Origin of the sequence: Allobosea lupini (genome assembly GCF_900109525.1) — a bacterium.
Taxonomy (GTDB): domain Bacteria; phylum Pseudomonadota; class Alphaproteobacteria; order Rhizobiales; family Beijerinckiaceae; genus Allobosea; species Allobosea lupini.
This window is the reverse complement of the sequence record NZ_FOAN01000001.1, coordinates 855181-872790: the sequence shown is the minus strand read 5'-3', so window position 1 is coordinate 872790 and position 17610 is coordinate 855181. Positions and strand designations below refer to the sequence as shown.

Annotated in this window: 18 protein-coding genes and 1 pseudogene; 7 read left to right on the top strand and 12 right to left on the bottom strand. The window is 67.4% G+C overall.

Annotation, left to right across the window (positions count from 1 at the left end; genetic code table 11):
• Positions 1–53: 53 nt before the first annotated feature.
• Genes BMZ21_RS04245 through BMZ21_RS04225 form a run of 5 tightly spaced genes read right to left on the bottom strand, consistent with a single transcriptional unit; the run spans position 54 to position 4613 of the window.
• The gene (locus BMZ21_RS04245) at positions 54–1244 is read right to left on the bottom strand and encodes an enolase C-terminal domain-like protein (protein WP_091830019.1); all 1191 of its coding nucleotides are present in this window, start codon (positions 1242–1244) and stop codon (positions 54–56) included.
• A gap of 16 nt (positions 1245–1260) precedes the next feature.
• A complete protein-coding gene (locus BMZ21_RS04240; RefSeq protein ID WP_091830017.1) occupies positions 1261–2022 on the bottom strand; it encodes an SDR family NAD(P)-dependent oxidoreductase in 762 nt (253 codons plus the stop codon).
• Positions 2015–2917, bottom strand: a complete 903-nt coding sequence (locus BMZ21_RS04235; protein ID WP_208862212.1) for an ABC transporter permease — start codon at positions 2915–2917, stop codon at positions 2015–2017. The genes BMZ21_RS04240 and BMZ21_RS04235 overlap by 8 nt, the downstream gene beginning before the upstream one ends.
• 4 nt (positions 2918–2921) lie before the next feature.
• A complete protein-coding gene (locus tag BMZ21_RS04230) occupies positions 2922–3863 on the bottom strand; it encodes an ABC transporter permease (protein ID WP_208862211.1) in 942 nt (313 codons plus the stop codon).
• A gap of 12 nt (positions 3864–3875) precedes the next feature.
• Positions 3876–4613: a FadR/GntR family transcriptional regulator gene (locus BMZ21_RS04225; RefSeq protein WP_091830015.1), complete on the bottom strand. Its 738-nt coding sequence runs from the start codon at positions 4611–4613 to the stop codon at positions 3876–3878.
• 233 nt (positions 4614–4846) lie between these two features.
• Between BMZ21_RS04225 and BMZ21_RS04220 the strand changes: the two genes are divergently transcribed.
• The 3 genes and pseudogenes from BMZ21_RS04220 (at position 4847) to BMZ21_RS30740 (ending at position 7142) form a co-directional block, all read left to right on the top strand.
• Positions 4847–6406, top strand: coding sequence for an ABC transporter substrate-binding protein (locus tag BMZ21_RS04220; RefSeq protein ID WP_091830013.1), 1560 nt, complete (start codon positions 4847–4849; stop codon positions 6404–6406).
• A pseudogene (locus BMZ21_RS30745) lies at positions 6406–6834 on the top strand (Rossmann-fold NAD(P)-binding domain-containing protein); the annotation flags it as partial. The gene BMZ21_RS04220 and the pseudogene BMZ21_RS30745, both read left to right, overlap by 1 nt.
• On the top strand, positions 6798–7142 hold the full coding sequence (locus tag BMZ21_RS30740) for an NAD(P)-dependent oxidoreductase (protein ID WP_342029023.1): 345 nt from the start codon (positions 6798–6800) through the stop codon (positions 7140–7142). The pseudogene BMZ21_RS30745 and the gene BMZ21_RS30740, both read left to right, overlap by 37 nt.
• A gap of 282 nt (positions 7143–7424) precedes the next feature.
• On the opposite strand, the gene BMZ21_RS04210 is transcribed toward BMZ21_RS30740, so the two are convergent.
• On the bottom strand, positions 7425–8660 hold the full coding sequence (locus BMZ21_RS04210) for a GNAT family N-acetyltransferase (protein ID WP_091830010.1): 1236 nt from the start codon (positions 8658–8660) through the stop codon (positions 7425–7427).
• 107 nt (positions 8661–8767) lie between these two features.
• Here BMZ21_RS04210 and BMZ21_RS04205 point away from each other — a divergent pair, with 107 nt between their 5' ends.
• Entirely contained in the window at positions 8768–9829 is a 1062-nt protein-coding gene (locus tag BMZ21_RS04205) for a polysaccharide deacetylase family protein (protein ID WP_091830008.1), read from the top strand.
• Positions 9830–9840: 11 nt separating this feature from the next.
• Here the strand turns inward: BMZ21_RS04205 and BMZ21_RS04200 are convergent, their stop codons facing one another.
• Positions 9841–10050 (bottom strand): DUF2842 domain-containing protein, encoded by a 210-nt coding sequence (locus BMZ21_RS04200; RefSeq protein WP_091830006.1) that lies wholly within the window; start codon positions 10048–10050, stop codon positions 9841–9843.
• A 129-nt stretch (positions 10051–10179) separates the two neighbouring features.
• Here BMZ21_RS04200 and BMZ21_RS04195 point away from each other — a divergent pair, with 129 nt between their 5' ends.
• Positions 10180–11244, top strand: a complete 1065-nt coding sequence (locus BMZ21_RS04195; protein WP_244543686.1) for a COX15/CtaA family protein — start codon at positions 10180–10182, stop codon at positions 11242–11244.
• A 42-nt stretch (positions 11245–11286) separates the two neighbouring features.
• Positions 11287–11829, top strand: coding sequence for a chlorite dismutase family protein (locus tag BMZ21_RS04190; RefSeq protein ID WP_091830002.1), 543 nt, complete (start codon positions 11287–11289; stop codon positions 11827–11829).
• A gap of 12 nt (positions 11830–11841) precedes the next feature.
• On the opposite strand, the gene BMZ21_RS04185 is transcribed toward BMZ21_RS04190, so the two are convergent.
• From BMZ21_RS04185 to BMZ21_RS04165, 5 genes are all read right to left on the bottom strand, one after another.
• Positions 11842–13119 carry an O-acetylhomoserine aminocarboxypropyltransferase gene (locus tag BMZ21_RS04185; RefSeq protein WP_091830000.1) on the bottom strand — a complete coding sequence of 426 codons (1278 nt, stop codon included), beginning with the start codon at positions 13117–13119 and terminating at the stop codon, positions 11842–11844.
• A gap of 71 nt (positions 13120–13190) precedes the next feature.
• Positions 13191–14414 carry an FAD-dependent oxidoreductase gene (locus BMZ21_RS04180; RefSeq protein ID WP_091829998.1) on the bottom strand — a complete coding sequence of 408 codons (1224 nt, stop codon included), beginning with the start codon at positions 14412–14414 and terminating at the stop codon, positions 13191–13193.
• 13 nt (positions 14415–14427) lie between these two features.
• Positions 14428–15402: a Bug family tripartite tricarboxylate transporter substrate binding protein gene (locus BMZ21_RS04175; RefSeq protein ID WP_091829996.1), complete on the bottom strand. Its 975-nt coding sequence runs from the start codon at positions 15400–15402 to the stop codon at positions 14428–14430.
• Positions 15403–15598: 196 nt separating this feature from the next.
• Positions 15599–16129 carry a CoA-binding protein gene (locus BMZ21_RS04170; RefSeq protein ID WP_091829993.1) on the bottom strand — a complete coding sequence of 177 codons (531 nt, stop codon included), beginning with the start codon at positions 16127–16129 and terminating at the stop codon, positions 15599–15601.
• Positions 16130–16282: 153 nt separating this feature from the next.
• Positions 16283–17086: an enoyl-CoA hydratase gene (locus BMZ21_RS04165; protein WP_091829991.1), complete on the bottom strand. Its 804-nt coding sequence runs from the start codon at positions 17084–17086 to the stop codon at positions 16283–16285.
• Between the two features lie 106 nt (positions 17087–17192).
• Between BMZ21_RS04165 and BMZ21_RS04160 the strand changes: the two genes are divergently transcribed.
• Positions 17193–17609, top strand: a complete 417-nt coding sequence (locus BMZ21_RS04160) for a PaaI family thioesterase (RefSeq protein ID WP_091830600.1) — start codon at positions 17193–17195, stop codon at positions 17607–17609.
• Position 17610: the final 1 nt, after the last annotated feature.

Below are 17610 nucleotides of genomic sequence, written 5' to 3'. Positions count from 1 at the left end.
GATCGGGGCGTGATGAGCGCTTCTGCGGATCGACGAGATCGCGAGGCGACCTCTCAAAGTCCGCCGACGACCGGATGCCAGTCGGGGCGGTACGGGTCCTGGTGGAAGCGGGCGTAGTAGTCGCCCTTCTCCTCGTAGAGCGCGCCGTAGTGGCGCATCTTGTCCTCGTCGAGCGCGACCCCGAGACCCGGCCCCGTCGGCACGCGGATGGCGCCCCCTTCGTATTTCATCAGCCCGCCCTCGATGATGTCGTCGGTCAGGTAGTGGTAGTGCGCGTCGCCGGAGAAGCTCATCTCGGGGATGGTCGCGGCGGTATGCAGCATGGCGGCGAGCTCGATGCCGAATTCGGCGCCCGAATGCATGGCGACGCCGAGCGCGAAGGTGCGGCAGATCGCGGCGAGGTCCTTCACGCCGCGCGGGCCTTCCCAGTAGTGGATGTCGGTCAGCACGATATCGACCGCTCCCAAACGGATCGCCGGGCCGAGATCGTCAAACTTGGCGGGGTACATGTTGGTGGCGATCGGGATGCGCACCGCCTTGCGCACCGCGGCATTCCCTTCGAGCCCCCAGGCGGGGTCCTCGAAATATTCCATGCCGACGGCCTCCAGCCGCTGGCCGATGCGGATTGCCGTCGGCACCGACCAGACGCCGTTAGGGTCGATGCGCAGGCCGAAATCCGGTCCCATGCGCTCACGGCAGGCTTCGACCGCCGCGGCCTCGATCTCGGGCGAGAGCACGCCGGCTTTCAGCTTCATCGCCTTGACGCCGAGCGTCTCGTGCAATTCCTGGCAGAGATCGGCCATGTCCTGCGGATGCTCGTCATGGCCGCCGCCCGGCCGGTCATAGCGCCAGAACAGATAGGCGATCATCGGGATGCGGTCGCGAACCGGCCCGCCGAGGAGGTCGCAGAGCGGACGGCCGAGCGCCTTGCCCTGGATGTCGAGGCAGGCCATCTCGATCGCGGCATAGAGCCGGGCGTTGGAGAGGTAATAGATCGCCCTGAGTGTCTTCAGCTTGATCAGCTCGAGATGGAACGGGTCCATGCCGATGATGCGCGGCTTCAGCTTCATCAGCGCACCGCGCTGGTCGCCGCCGCCGACCTCGCCCAGGCCGACGAGACCCTCGTCGGTGACCAGTTCGAGGATGGTGCGCAGGAAATAGCCGGGATGGACCCCGGTGTTGTGGCGAAGCTGCGCGTTGAGCGGGATCGCCACGCAGCGCACCCTCATGTCGACGATCTTCATCGGCCTGTTCACTCCCTCAAAGATGCATGCCGCCATCGACGAAGAGCGTCGTGCCGGTGATGTAGCGGGCGGCGTCGGAGGCCAGGAACAGCGCGACTTCGGCACAATCCTCCGGTGTGCCCAGGCGGTTCGCCGGGATGCGGGCGAGCACCGCCTCGCGATAGACGGGGTCGGCCAGCGCCTCGCGATTGCGCGCGGTCGCGATCGCGCCCGGCGCCAGCACGTTGCAGGTGACGCCGTTGGCGGCGACCTGGCGGGCGATGCTGCGGACCATGCTCTCCAGCGCCGCCTTGCTCGCGGCGTAGGCGAGCATCTGCGGGTGCTCCTTGACCTGCTGGATCGAGCCGATCGCGATCAGCCGGCCGAAGCCGCGCTCCGCCATGGCAGGGACGAAGGCCTGCATCAGCCGGTAGTTGGCAGCGAGGTTGAGCTCCCATTGCCGGTCGAGAGCGGCACGCTCGAAACCATGCCAGGGGGCCCGTTCCTGCAGGGCGGCGTTGAGCACGAGGATGTCGATCCCGCCGAGCCGCTCGGTCGTTTCGGCGATCAGGCGCTCGACCTGCGCAGGCCGGCTCAGGTCGGCGGCGATGCCGAGCGCCGCCGACGCCGCGAGGCAGGCGCCGTCGAGCTCATTGCCTGCCGCGGGGCCGTTGAGGCAGATGATGGCGCCGGAGTGCGCGAGCGAGGTCGCGATGGCGAGCCCAATGCCCTGCGTCGCACCCGTGACGAGCACCCGGCGCCCCGTCAGGTCGACCTGGAGGCGTGCGGGCTCAGCCATGGCTGTCGCCGAGCCTTGCGTCGAAGGCGTCGCGCACCGCGTCACCGAGGAAATTCAGCGCGAGCACGGTCAGGAAGATGGCGAGCCCGGGAAAGAAGCTCATCCACCAGGACTGGTAGAACTGGATGCCGGTCGCGACCATGTAGCCCCAGCTCGGCGTCGGCGGCTGCACGCCGAGGCCGAGGAAGGAGAGGGCGCTTTCGGTGATCAGCGCCTGCGAGGCGGAGAGCGAGCCGTAGACGATGACGTTGCCGGAGACGTTCGGCCAGATGTGCTTGAACAGGATGCGCAAAGGCCGCGCGCCGGCTGCCTGCGCCGCCACGACATAATCGGCCTCGCGCAGGGACAGCACTTCGGCCCGCACCAATCGGGCGAAGCCGGGCATCTTGGTGATGGCGATGGCGAGCATCGCATTGACGAGGTCGGGGCCGAGCACGGCGACGATCGAGAGCGCCAGCACCAGCAGCGGGAAGGCGAGAAAGGCGTCCATGATCCGCATGATCAGCGCGTCCCAGCGCCCGCCGAGCCAGCCGGAGACCAGCCCGAGCAGCGAGCCTGCGATCAGCGCGAGCCCGATTGCGAAGATCACGACCTGGAGAGAGACGGTGGCGCCATGCAGCACGCGCGAAAGGACGTCGCGGCCGATCTCGTCGGTGCCGAACCAGTGCGCCGCGCTCGGCGGCATCGAGAAGGCCTCCGGGTCGATGTCGACCGGCGAATAGGGCGAGAGCCAGGGCGCGAGCAGCCCGAGCGCGACGATGATGGCGAGCACGATCGTGCCGAAGCGACCCTGCCAGGAGCCGAGGATGCGGCGCAGGATGATGGCGCCGGGCGAGCGCGGAGCGCGCTGCGTCGCTGTGGCGGCGGGGGGCATCGATCCGGTCACGGCCGCCATCGCCTCACGCCTTCACGCGCGGGTCGAAGGCCCGGTAGAGCAGGTCGGTCAGGAGGTTCACCGCGAAGACCGCGATGACGATGAACAGGATCGCGCCCTGGATGACCGGGAAGTCGCGTTGGAAGATGCCATCGACCAGCATGCGGCCGAGGCCGGGCAGGGCGAAGACCGTCTCGGTCACGACCGCGCCGCCGAGCAGGGCGCCGATCTGCAGGCCGATGACGGTGACGATCGGGATCAGCGCATTGCGCAGCGCATGCCGGACCAGGACGAGGCGTTCGCTCAAGCCCTTGGCCCTTGCGGTGCGGATGTAGTCCATCGACAGCACCTGCAGCATCGAGGCGCGGGTCTGGCGCATGACGAGCGCGGCGAAGGCGGTGCCGATCGTCAGCGCCGGCATCACCATCAGCGTGAGGTTGCCGCCGGGATCGTCGAGTAAGCGGATATGGCCGGAGGGCGGCAGCCAGCCGAGCTTGAGCGAGAACAGCATGATCAGCAGCACGCCCATCCAGAAATAGGGCACCGCGACGGAGGACATGGCGATCAGGCTCGCCGCCACATCGATCAGGCTGCCGCGGAAGCGCGCGGCGAGGATGCCGGCGGGCATGCCGATGGCGACCGCGATCAGGATCGAGAGGAAGCCGAGCTCGAGCGTCACCGGGATGCGCGCAGCCAGCATCGCGCCGACATCCTCGCGGGTGCGCAAGGAGCGGCCAAAATCGCCCTGCGCGACGCGGGCGAGCCAGGTGACGTAGCGGACCGGGGCCGGCTGATCGAGACCATACTCGATGCGCACGGCGGCGCGCTGCTCGGGGCTCGCCTGCTCGCCGAGGATGGTGACGGTCGGGTCGCCCGGCAGCAGGTTGGTGAGCGCGAAGACGATGATGGTGACGAAGAACGCCACCGGCAGCATCTGCGCGAGCTTCTTGGCCAGATAGGGCAGCACGGACGCGATCCCTCAGTAGCGATCGAGCCGACGGTGGTCGCGGGCGATCTCGGCGATGACGGCGTCGGACACCGCGAAATGGGTGGTCATGGCGATGCGCGCCGCCGCGGGGTCGCGGGCCTTGATCGCATCGACGATGGCTTGATGACGGGCGACCGTTGCGGCCGGGTCGCGCAGGTCGCGCTGCATGCCGAGCGCGCGTTGGGTGAACTTGATGGTGTCGACGAGCGCGCTCACCAGATGCTCGAGCAGCGCGTTGCCGGAGCAGCGCGCCAGGGCGACATGGAAGGCAAGGTCGCCCTGCAGCCAGCGCTCGAAATCGCCGTCGATATTGGCGCGCATCTTCTCGAGCGCGACCTCGACCGGCTCGACCTGGAGCGGTGTCGCCCGCTCGGCAGCCAGCGCCGCGACTTCGACCTCGATGGCGCGCCTGAGTTCGACCGCCTCGCGCAGGCCATTGTCGGTGACGCGAACGGCGAGGCGCAGGAACTGGTCGAGCGGGGCAACCGAAAGCCCCCTCACCGTGGTCGCCTTGCCCTGCTGGATCTGGACGATGCCCAGCGCCGAGAGGCGCCCGAGCGCCTCGCGCACCACCGGCTTCGAGACATTGAGCCGTTTGGCGAGCTCGGATTCCGACGGCAGCTGATCGCCTGCGCGATAGACGCGCTCGGCGACCCGGTCGATGACGAACTGCGTCACCGCTTCGGTCAGGCGCTGCTTGTCATGTTGAAGGGCGGTGATCTCACTCATAACATATCAGATAAGCTTGCTCGAGGGCGACGTCAACAAGGATGCGACGCTGCCGAGATTGCTGGGGTAGACATCGCGTATCTAATGTAGGCTGCGATAGAGGCATCCTCGCTTGCTGTCAAAGCAGGCGCTGCGTTGGTCGCGCAAAAAAGCAATTGCCTATCTCATAACATATCTGATAGGTGCCTTCTCCGTCGGCGCCGACGAAGAGCGCCTTGGAGGAGATCACGCCAATGGCCCTGATTTCACGTCGCGATCTTTTGCTGGGCGCGTCCGGTGCAGGTCTCATCGCCGGGCTGCCCGGCCTTGCCTTCGCGCAAGGGGCGCCGGTGCGCGGCGGCACCATCGTCGCATCGATGGACCTGCAGCCGAAGAGCCTCGACCCGATCATGGGCGATGCGCCGACCTCGGATCGCTACGCCCTGATCCAGATGTTCGAAGGGCTGCTGAAGTTCGACGTACAGGGCAATCTCCAGCCCTCGCTGGCAACGAGCTGGCAATGGTCGGAAGACAAGAAATCCGTCGTCTTCAAGCTGCGCGAGGGCGTCGTCTTCCACGACGGCGAGCCCTTCGACGCCGAGGCGGTGGTGTTCAACATCGCTCGCGTCGTGGCGCCGAACTCGACCGCGCCGCGCACCCCGGACCTGGCGGATATCGCCGGTGCCGAGGTGGCCGGGCCGATGGTCGTCAGGATCAACCTGAAGCAGCCCTCCGGCGCGGCGCTGGCCTCGCTCGCGGTGGAAGCCGGGATGATGTGTTCGCCGGCGGCGCTGAAGAAGCTCGGGCAGGATTTCGGGCGCCAGCCGGTGGGAACCGGACCCTACAAGTTCGCGGAATGGGTCGGCGGCAGCCAGATCCGCTTTACCCGCAACGAGCGCTATTGGCGCGATGGCGCCGACGGCAAGAGGCTGCCCTATGCCGATGCCGTGACGCTGCGGATCATCCCGACCACGGCGGTCAAGATGGTCGAGGTCAAGTCGGGCGGGGTGCATCTCGTCGACGGCGTCACGCCGCGCGATTTTGAGGAGGTCGAGAAAAATCCGGCGCTGACGCTGGTCGCGGTGCCTCCGGGCATCGCGCAATGGCTGACCTTCAACGTCTCGAAGGGCATCTTCGCCAATCCCCACCTGCGCGCCGCCGTCAACCACGGCATCGACCGCAACGTGCTGATGAAGGGCATCACCCGCGGCTTCGGCGCGGTGACGCCGACCTGGGTGCCGCCGAGCGACTGGTCCTATGACGCGAGCGTGCCGCAGCCGAAGCTCGATCCGGCCAAGGTCCAGGCCCTGCTCAAGGAGGGCGGCCAGCCCAACGGCTTTACCTGCAAGCTCTCGATCATTCAGCGCGATCCCGACACGCAGGTCGCGCAGATCGTCCAGGCCCAGCTCAAGCCGTTCAAGATCAACATGGAGATCGAGATCCTGGAGCGGCAGGCCTGGGTGCCGAAGGTGCTCGGCCTGCAGCACGAACTGGCGATGGGCCGCGTCAATGTCCCGCGCGCCGACCCCGACCATGTTTTCGGCCCGTTCTTCGGACGCACGGCGGCGCAGAATTGGTCCGGGATCAAGGACGAGGAGGTCTTCCGCCTGGTCGACCAGGGCCGCGAGGAGACCGAGCAGGCCAAACGCAAGGCGATCTACAAGGAGCTCCAGACCGCGCTGAACAGGAACGACTACTATTCCTGGCTGTTCTTCCGCGAGGCGCGTCATGTCGCGCGCAAGGAACTCCGGAACATCGTGCTCGATTCCGGTGGCGCCTGGCAGCTCGCCGAAGCCTGGCTCGCCAAGGCCTGATGCGGCCCGTCACCATCCTCGTTCTTTCGTCCGGGGTACCCGCGGCGACGATCGCGGCGCTGGCGGAGCGCTTCGACGTGCTCGGACCAGGTGACGCCCCGGAGATCGAGGCACTCGTCTCTTCTCATGGTGCCCGCATCCGCGGCATCGCCACGACGGGCAAGGCGCGGCTGGATCGTGCGTTGCTCGCCAGGCTGCCGGCGCTCGAGCTTGTCGCCTGCTACAGCGCCGGGCTGGACAAGATCGATACGGAGGCTCTTGCCGAGCGCGGTATCCCTCTCACCAACAGCTCGACCGCACTCGCCGACGAAGTCGGAGACCTTGCCATTGCGTTGATGGTGATGGCCCGGCGGCGCCTCGTCGCTGCCGATGCCCATGTCCGCAGCGGCGCCTGGGCCAAGGACGCGTTTCCGCTCGGTCGCTCGGTGACGGGCCGGCCAATCGCGGCCTGGTCGACCGCAACGTCATCGCAGCGCTTGGCCCGGGCGCGACGCTGGTCAACATCGCGCGCGGCGAGATCGTCGACGAGCCGGCCCTCGTCGAAGCGCTGGCATCGGGACGGCTCGGCAGCGCCGGGCTCGACGTCTTCGCCGACGAGCCTGACGTGCCGCTGGCCCTGCGGCGGCTGGACAATGTCGTGCTCGCCCCGCATCTCGGCAGCGCGACCATCGAGACCCGAACGGCTATGGGCGAGAGCGTCGTCCGATCCCTGGAGCGGCTGTTGAACCCGGTGTGAAAACGGATGGTCTTGGCCGGCTACCCCGGCCGATTATCGCGCTCTGCGGCCGTGTCCGCTTGCAGGCGATATGCCGATGTCCAGACATGGCGCTCTGTTGCTGGCCCGGCAGGCCTGCATCACCGCATCTTGCCGCCGCCACGGTCGCCAGCGATTGTCCCGCTCCGCCAGCGCCCCGGCGATCTTGTCGATCAGGATGGTGCCGGCGATGCTGAGCCGCCGTTACTTCGGCGCGGTGGATTTGAGACGTTGAGAGACGGTGTGAGAGATTGAAGAGGCGGCCTACTCATCCGCCTCTGCCGGCTTGCGGCGCCTCAGCAGCCCGAGGACGCGTTGCGCCGTCTTCAGGGCAAACGGCGAAGCCTTGATCCGCCTCTTCAGCGCGCGCTTCGCCTGGCTGTAGCCTGCATAGGCCCGCCCTTTGGCCGTCAGCGGGACGAAGGTGTCGACGAGTTCGTCGCTATCGTCGCAGATCGTCGTCTTGTAGCGGGCCTCGCCGACGCCGAGGTCGAACATGGTGACGCCGGCCCGGCATTTGCGCTTGATCAGTTCGATCAGGAGAATCTCGCCGGGACTGGTCCGCGCCGCCTCCGAGCCGAGATCGAAGGAGGTCGCCATGCCGGAGAAGCGTTTGCCTTGGACGGCGCCGACATAGGTCGCGACCGAACGGCCCGAGAGATCGAGCGAATAGAGCTCGATTGCCGGTGAGCGGCCTGCCTGCGCCAGCGCTCCGTCACGCAGGAACGCGCGGATCGCCGGGGTGGCGAACGGGTCGGCCAGGCCCAGCTGCGCGAAGCGGGCCGCCTTCTGCGCCAGAAAGGCGTCGAGCACCCGCTCGATCTCGGCGTCGCTGCGGGCCTGGACCAGTTCCGATGGCCCGAACTCGGCGAAACGATTGCGCTTCGTCGTCATCTTCTTACGGGCATGCTTGCTCATCGAGCGCCGGAGCGTGCCGTCGCAATCGCCCGGTTCGAGCGCCAGCTTGTAGGCGCGGCTCGGGCTTTGCCCGGCGGCGAGCCTTGCCGGCGGATTGGCGATGCCCTGCCAGGCGGTCGGCTGGTTGATCAGGAACAGCGCGTCGATCCCGCCGATCGCCGCGCCGATCTCCCGGAGCAGCTGCTGGGCTGCCGTCGCATCGAGCGCTTCGGCGAAATCAGGCCGATAGAGCGCCATGTGATAGTTGGCGTGCTTGCCGCCGATGAACTCGGCGAAGCGCGTGCCGAGGCGCCTGGCGACCACCAGCGGGAACAGAGCGAGCAACGCGCCCTGGCTGTCCTCGATCCGGACGAAGCGGAAGTCCATCTCCTCGGCCCGGCCGATCGTCGTGACGAAGGGGCGAACCCAGTCATAGGCTTGATAGGGCGTCACCAGCGCATCAGCTTCGAGCGCGCGCCAATCGGCTTCGAGAGCGGCAAGGTCGCCGCTCACAACGATCCTGGCCCAAGGGCGCGCCTCATTCTCCCGCCGCAGGGCAGGAGGGGCGGACGGGCTGGGCGCGCGGTCGGCGACGACGGACATGCCGCCTTCCTTAACCCCGCATTGTGAACGGACCTGCCACTGTCGCGGACGTTGCAAGACAGCTTCGCCGAACAGCGTTAGCGAAGGGTTGAATCGATCTCTCGGAGATGCGGGGCATGAGCCTGCGCCACAAGGCTTTTTCAGCCGCCTTCACGGCCATAGCGGCGACCGGTGCCGACCGCTGGGGCAGGGGGCTCGCGCAGGGCAAAGGCGCGATCCTGACGCTGCATCATGTCCGCCCGGCAACCGCCGGCGGTTTCCGTCCGAACGGGCTGCTGGAGATCACGCCCGATTTCCTCGATCGGGCGCTGACCTTGATCCGGGCCGAGGGCTACGAGATCGTCTCGCTCGACGAGGCGCTGGTCCGGTTGGTCGATCCGCAGCCCGGCCGCTTCTTCGTCGCGCTCACCTTCGACGACGGCTATCGCGACAATCTCGACCATGCCTGGCCGGTACTGGCGAAGCACGGTGTGCCCTGGACGCTCTATGCCGTGCGCGGCTTTGCCGAGCGCACGGCCCGGCTCTGGTGGCTGGAGCTGGAGGAGGCGATCCGGGCCCTGCCGCGCGTCTCGGTCGAGCTTCCAGACGGCCGCTTCGACGCTCCGTCTGGAACTGACGCCGAGAAGCAGAAGGCGTTCGACCAACTCTACTGGCGTCTGCGCAAAGGCCCGGAAGCGATTCTGCTCTCAGTGATTTCCGATCTCGCGCGGCAAGGTGGCATCGACGCCATCGCATTGGTAGAACGCGAATGCTTGCCCACCGAGACGCTGCGATCGCTCGCCGGCGCGCCTGGCGTCACCATCGGCGCGCATACGCTCAGCCATCCGATGCTGGCCAAGCATCCCGAAGCGGAAGCACGCCGCGAGGTCGCCGAGAGCAAGGCCTGGCTGGAGGAAGCGCTCGGTGCGCCCGTGCGCCACTTCGCCTACCCGGTCGGCGATCCCACCTCCGCCGGCCCGCGCGAGTTCGCTCTGGCCAGGGAAGCGGGCTTCGCGAGCGCCGTGGCGACCCGGCCGGGCCATCTCTTCCCCGGGCATGCCGCCCACCTGCACGCGCTGCCGCGCGTCTCGCTCAACGGCCTGCACCAGAGCGAGGCGGCGCTGAAGGCGCTACTGTCGGGGCTGCCTTTCCTGCTGTGGAACAAGGGGCAGAGGATGAGCGTCGACTGACGCCGGGAGCCTCAGATCTCGTCCTTCCGCTCCATCCATTTGATCAGCGGCAGCAGCGGCAGCACCCAGATCAGCCCCAGCACGATATAGGCGATGGTCTGCACCGGCTTCGAGGCCTCGGTGATCCGCCCCTGCGCCAGCGCCATGGCGACGAGCGCGTAGACGCAGACGAAGACGATCATTACGACCGTGCCGACGAGCTTGCGATGGGTCTGCCTCATGGCGATTGTCAGTCCGGGCTGCGGCATTGCGGGCGTTGTTCAGGTCTCAACGGCGGACTATCTGTCACCCGCCGCCGCGCTTGTGAAGCGTATTCAAGCCTTCCCCCTGCGACCCGAGGTCCCGCCGCCGTGACGATCGCGCTCGATCAGCCTGCCGCTCCGGCCGCCACCGGCCATGCCGGCATCCGCCGCTGGCTCTGGGCCGTCGCCTTCCTCGTCTTCGTCATGGTGGTTGTCGGCGGCGCGACGCGGTTGACCGGCTCTGGCCTCTCGATCACCGAATGGCGCCCCGTAACCGGCGCGATCCCGCCGCTCTCCGATGCCGCATGGGCGCTCGAATTCGAGAAGTATCGCCTCAGCCCGCAATTCCAGCTCCTCAACTCCGGCATGGAGCTCGCCGACTTCAAATTCATCTACTGGTGGGAATGGGGCCATCGCCAGCTCGGCCGTCTCATCGGGTTGGTCTACCTCGCCGGTTTCCTCGTAATCCTGCTGCGGCGCCAGATGCCGTGGCGTGAGACCGCGATCCTGTTCGCTATGGGCCTGCTACTTGGCCTGCAGGGCACGATCGGCTGGATCATGGTCGCCTCGGGCTTGCAGCCCGGCATGGTCGCGGTCGCGCCGGTCAAGCTCACGCTGCATTTGACCTTCGCCGGCTTCTTCTTCGCCAGCGTGATCGCCTTCGCCACCTGGCTGACGCCGCTGCGTCGCATCGAGCCGGCCTGGGGCAGGGCGGGCGCCTGGCTCCTGCTCTTTTTGCTTTTCGTTCAGATCGCACTCGGTGGACTCGTCGCCGGCTCCAAGGCCGGCTTCACCTTCAACACCTGGCCGCTGATGGACGGGGCGCTGGTGCCCGCCGCTTCGACGCTCTTCGCCGGCACGCCGGTCTGGGAGAACTTTGTCGACAATGTCGCGCTGGTGCAGTTCAACCACCGCATCGGCGCCTACATCCTGTTCGCCTTCGCGCTCTGGCAGATGCTGAGTTTGCGCCGCGCCGCGGCGGGCTCCGGCGCGGCCAAGCGCGCGACCGCCATCGCCGGGCTCGTGCTGGCGCAGTCCGCGCTCGGCATCGTGACGCTGCTTCTGGTGGTGCCGCTCTGGGCCGGTCTCGCCCATCAGGCGCTGGGCTTCACCGTGCTGGCGATGGGCGTGGTGCACGTGACGCGCCTCTCGACAGGCACGCCGCTTGCTTGACGTCCCGGGCCGTCCGCAGACGGTTTCGGGCGAGGCCTATCGATGAGCAGGATCGTGGTGTTCTCGGGCGGCGACGTCGGGCCATGGCGTGTGCGTGATATCCGCGCGATCTGCGGCGAGCCGTTGCCGGAGGTCGGGCGGCTGCTCATGACCGAGGGCGAGCCTGCGGGGGCTGCGAGTTGGCGTTTGCGGGGCGCGATCAGCAACGCCCGCTATGCGACGCGCTCCGAGGTGACGACGCTCGCGCAACTCCAACCGGCTCTGGCGCGGCCGTTGGCCAGTCAGGCGGTACTGATCCCGATCCGCAAATCGCCGGCCTGGTGGGCCCTCGCGCAGGATGAGCGGCGCGCCATCTTCGAGGAAACCTCGCATCACACCCGGATCGGCCTCACGACGCTGCCGGCGGTGGCCCGCCGCCTGCACCATTCGCGCGATCTCGACGAGCGCTTCGACTTCCTGACATGGTTCGAGTTCGCGCCGGAGCACGAGGCCGACTTCTGGGCGATGACCTCGCGGCTGCGGGCCACGCGTGAATGGGACTATGTCGAGGCTGAGGTCGAACTGCGTCTGGCGCTGGAGGCCTGACGCATTCGCCCGTTACGCCAGCGCTTGATCGAGATCGGCGATCAGGTCCTCGACATCCTCGATGCCGATCGACAGGCGCACCACTTCCGGGCCGGCGCCCGACGCCGTCTTCTGCGCGTCCGAGAGCTGGCGGTGGGTGGTCGAGGCCGGATGGATCACCAGCGAGCGCGTATCACCGATATTGGCGAGGTGCGAGAACAGCGAGAGCTTCGAGACCAGCTGGACGCCGGCGTCATAGCCGCCCTTCAGGCCGAAGGTGAAGACCGCGCCGGCGCCCTTGGGGCAGTAGCGCTGGGCGAGGGCGTGGTACTTGTTGTCCGGCAGGCCGGCATAGTTCACCCACTCGACCGCCGGGTGCTTGGCAAGATGCGTCGCCACCTTGAGCGTGTTCTCGCAATGGCGCTGCATGCGCAGCGGCAGGGTCTCGATGCCGGTCAGGATCATGAAGGCATTGAAGGGCGAGAGCGCCGGGCCCATGTCGCGCAGGCCGAGCACGCGGGTTGCGATCGCGAAGGCGAAATTGCCGAAGGTCTCGCCCAGCACCATGCCGTTATATTCCGGCCGCGGCTTGGACAGCATCGGGTAGCGCTCGTCGCCGGTCCAGTTGAACGAGCCGCCATCGACGATCAGGCCGCCGATCGAATTGCCATGGCCGCCCAGGAACTTCGTCGCCGAATGCACGACGATGTCGGCGCCATGCTCGAACGGGCGGATCAGATAGGGGCTCGCCATCGTGTTGTCGACGATCAGCGGGATGTTGTGCTTCTTCGCGATCTTCGAGATGCCCTCGATGTCGACGATGACGCCGCCGGGATTGGCGATGGATTCGATGAAGATCGCCTTGGTCTTCGGCGTCACAGCGGCGGCGAAGGCGTCGAGATCATCGGAATCGGCCCAGATCACGTTCCAGCCGAAGTTCTTGTAGGAATGGTTGAACTGGTTGATCGAGCCGCCATAGAGCTTCTTCGCGGCGACGAATTCGTCGCCCGGCTGCAGCAGCGCGTGGAAGCAGAGGAACTCGGCGGCATGGCCCGAAGCCACCGCGAGCGCCGCCGTGCCGCCCTCCAGCGCAGCGACGCGCTCTTCCAGCACCGCGTTGGTCGGGTTGCCGATGCGGGTGTAGATGTTGCCGAAGGCCTGCAGGCCGAACAGCGAGGCGGCGTGGTCGACATCGTCGAACACGAAGCTCGTCGTCTGGTAGATCGGCGTGGCGCGCGCGCCGGTGGCTGCGTCGGGAGCAGCGCCAGCATGGACGGCGAGCGTATGGAAACCCGGTGCGCGATCGGTCATGGCGTGCTCCCTCGTAAACTCTGATTTCGGACGACTCGTTCGATTTAACGAACGCCTTGCGAGGCGTCAATTCAGCGCCGTGGCCTCAGCTCGGGCCCGACATGCTCCGGGCGGACACCCATGCCGACCATGCGCGCGGGCAGGCGTCGCAGCAGCGAAAAACGTTGCAGCAGCCTGAGCGGCCAGGGCGGTGCAATCGGCTTCTCCGCCGCCAGCAGCGGCGTGATCACCCGGTTCTGAATCGCAATCTGGGCGGCCTGCGTGACCTTGGCCGGCCATTCGCGCCGTTTCTGCACGGCGGCGAGATCGGCATCCGCCAGCGTTTTCTCGCGCAGCGGCCGCGCTAGCAGGTTGGCGGTCGCGACGGCGTCCTGGATCGCCAGGTTGATGCCGACGCCGCCGATCGGCGACATCGCGTGGGCGGCGTCTCCAATGCAGATCAGCCCCGGCCGCCACCAGCGCTCCAGCCGGTCGACCGCGACCGAGAGCAGCTTGATGTCGTCCCAAGAGGCCAGTTCACCGGTCCGATCGGCCAGCTCCGGCGCGAGCGCGAGGAGCCCTGCCTTGAAGGCATCGAGCCCGGCGGCCTGCAACTGCTCCAGCGAGCCCTTCGGGATGACGAAGGCGCATTGCCAATAGTCGCCGCGGTTGAGCCGGATGAAGAAGCGCCCGGCCGCGACCTGGCCGAAGGCCTGTGCGGGTTCATCCGGCCGGCGGCTGAAGCGAAACCAGAGCACATCCATCGGCGCGCCCAGTTCCGTGACGGTGAAGCCTGCTGCGGCGCGGACATCGGAACGCCGCCCATCCGCCGCCACGACGAGGTCGGCCTGGATCTCCAGCGGGCCATCGGGTCCTTCCGCCTTCACCCCCGCAACGCGCCCGTTCTCCTCGATGAGCCCGGCGGCTTTCGTCTGCATCAGCAAACGGAACTCTGGATACTCCCGGCCGTGATCGGCGAGGAAATCGAGAAAGTCCCATTGCGGCATGAAGGCGATGAACGGCGCCTTGACCGGCAAATGGCTGAAATCGGCGACGGTGATGTCCTCAGCTCCGAAGCGGGCGACGAGATCGTCCTCCCGGACATGTGGCAGCTTGAGGAAGTCCTCGAGCAGGCCGAGCTCGTGCATCACCTGCATGGTCGAGGGATGGATGGTGTCGCCGCGGAAGTCGCGCAGGAAATCGGCGTGCTTCTCCAGCACGGTCACCTCGACCCCGGCGCGCGCCAGCAGGAAGCCGAGCATCATCCCGGCCGGGCCGCCTCCGGCGATGCAGCAGGTCGTGCTTTCCCGACGCATGCTTTTTCTCCGCCTATTCGGTCAGCCTGATCCCGGTCTTCGCGACCAGCTCGGTCAGGATGGCGCGGTCGCGTGCCATGAAGGCGCCGGTCTCCTGCGGGCTCCAGGCAACCGGCTCTATCACCAGCTCGCGATAGCGCGCGACGAGCTCGGCATCGGCCATCGCCGCGTTGATTGCGGTGTTGAGGATGTGCAGCGTACCCGGCTCGATGCCGGCCGGCGCGACGATCGAAGCCCAGCCGGGATAGATCAGGTCGACGCCCTGTTCCCTGAGCGTCGGCAACTCTGGCAGTTGCGGCTGACGTGCATCGGTGGTGACGGCGAGTGCCTTCAGCTTGCCGGCCTGTATGTTCCCCAGGCTGGCGGCGAGGCTGTCGATCATCACCTGGACCTGGCCCGACATCAGGTCGGCCGCGGCGAGTCCGGCGCCGCGATAGGGCACATGAGCCAGCTTGAGGCCGGCCGCCTGCATGATCATTTCGAAGACGAGGTGGTTGGTGCCGCCGACTCCCGCCGAGGCGAAGTTGAGCTGGCCCGGCCGCTGCTTCGCATAAGCGACGAACTCGGCGAGCGAATTGACCGGCAGGGTCGGCGAGACGTTCAGCACCAGCGGAAACAGACCGAGCATGCCGACCGGCGCGAAATCGTAGGCGACGTCATAGGGCAGTTTTTGGCCGAGCGCCGGGGCGGCGGCGAAGCTGGCCGCGGTCGCGACGAGGAGCGTATGGCCGTCTGCCGGTGCCTTGACCACGGCCTGCCCGGCGACGATGCCGTTGGCGCCCGGCCGGTTGTCGATGATCACCGACTGGCCGAGCTGTCTCGCCAGGGTCTCGCCGAGCCGGCGCGCCGCGATATCGGTACCCCCAGCCGGCGCGAAGGGCACGACGAGCTGGATCGGCCGTTGAGGGAAGGCAGCGCGGGCGCCGCCGGTGCCGAGCGCGCTGGCGAGCCCGGCGAGCAGGACGGTGCGGCGATCGAGAGGTGGCATCGGCCTTCTCCGTAGACGGCTCACCCTATCGCGGTCATCCCGGACAAGCGGCGCAGCCGCGCCGATCCGGGATCCATTCCTGAGCCTATCCGAGAGAGGTTCCGGAATGGGTCCCGGGTCTCCCTTCGGTCGCCCGGGACGACCCGAAGAGTGAAGGCCGAGATGCTTGCGATCAAGCGGCTCTGTGGAGCAGGTGTTACGTCCCCGGCCGGTTGATCGTCAGCTTCTGGAAACCCTTGCCGGCGAGCACCGGCTTCTTCGCCGAGAGGATGCGCGAATTGATGCCCTGCCAGCCGATCTCGCCGGAGAGCCGGCCATATTCGATCTTCGGGCAGCGGTTCATGATCACGGTGACGCCCCTGGCCTCGGCCTTGGCCGCGGCCTCGTCATTGCGCACCGAGAGCTGCATCCAGATCACCTTGGGCAGCGGGTCGAGACCGAGCGCCTCGTCGGTGAGTGGTCCGGCCGCCTCCGAGTTGCGGAAGATCTCGACCATGTCGACCGGCCGGGGGATGTCCTTCAGCGAGCCGTAGACCGTCTTGCCCAGCAGCGTCTGCCCGGCGAGGCCGGGATTGACCGGGATCACGTCATAGTCGCGATCGAGCAGGTATTTGGTGACGATCCAGCTCGGCCGCGCCTCGTTGGCGGAGGCGCCGACCAGCGCGATCGTCTTCACGCTTTTCAGGATCTCGCGGATTAGGCTGTCGGGATAGGCGTCGTGGTTCATGTCTGCTCTGGTCTCGATGCACTGGTCGGAAAGCTCGTCATTCCGGAAGACCAAAGGTCACTCCGGAATCCATCGAAGGACACGCTGCTCTACGATGGATTCCGGGCCGCCGCTACGCTTCGGCCGGAATGACGGGATGGATCGCTTGGAGCCTCAGCTCTCCCACACCGGCTGACGCTTCTCCATGAAAGCGCCGATGCCTTCTTCCGCACCGCGCGCCAGCATGTTCTCGACCATCACCGCAGAAGCGTTGTCATAGGCCGCCTTCAGCCCCATCTCGCGCTGCTCGTAGAAGGCGCGCTTGCCGACCTTGACCGTCGCCGCCGATTTCGAGGCGATGACCGCGGCCAGCCGCCTGGCTTCGTCAAGCGCCTCGCCCGCCGGCACGACGCGGTTGACGAGGCCCATGCGGGCAGCTTCCTGCGCCGGCACCATCTCGCCGAGCAGCAGCATTTCCATCGCGTGCTTGGCGGAAAGATTGCGCGAGAGCGCGACCATCGGCGTCGAGCAGAACAGGCCGATATGGACGCCCGGCGTGCAGAAGCGCGCAGCTTCGCCGGCGACGGCAAGATCGCAGCTCGCGACGAGCTGGCAGCCGGCGGCGGTCGCCGTGCCTTCGACGGCGGCGATCACCGGCTGGGGCAGGGCGGTGATCTGCTGCATCGCGCCCGAGCAGCGCCCGAGGATGTCGGCGAAGTAGGCGCGGCCACGATCGGGGTCGGCCCGGCGCGCGCTCATCTCCTTGAGGTCGTGCCCAGCCGAGAACACCGGGCCGGCAGCGGCCAGCACCACGGCGCGGATGCTGCGGTCGTTCGCGATCGCGGCGAGCGTCTCTGCCAGCGCCGCCAGCATCGCCTCGCTCAGCGGATTGCGTGCCTCGGGCCGGTTGAGGGTCAGCGTCGCGATGCCGTCGGCATCCTCGCGCAACAGGATCTGCGCTTTGGCATGGGCGTTCATGGCGACAGGCCTTTCGCTGTTTGTCCTATTGTCGGAAGGCTGGGCCCGTGCTGCAAGGGGATCAACGCCCGATCAGACCCCGGTTTTCCGCACGATGACGACCCGCATGAGCGCCGCCGAGATCGAGGCCTATCTCGATCAGGTCTTCCCGCAGCTTCACTATGGCGGGCGCACCTATTTCGTCGAGGAGGTCGGGCCGCTCGCCGCGCGCATGCGCTGCGACTACCATGAGAAGCATTTGCGGCCCGGCGGCACCATCTCCGGCCCGACCATGATGGCGCTGGCTGATCTTGCGCTCTATGTCGCGATCCTCGCCCAGATCGGCCCGGTCGCGCTCGCGGTGACGACCAGCCTCAACTACAACTTCCTGCGCAAGCCCGGCCAGTCGGCGCTGATCGGCGAGGCGAAGCTGCTCAAGCTCGGCAAGCGCCTCGCCGTCGGCGAAGTCTGTCTCTATTCGCAAGGCGAGGCCGAGATGGTCTGCCACGCGACCGGGACCTATTCGATCCCGGCCGAGCGCTAGC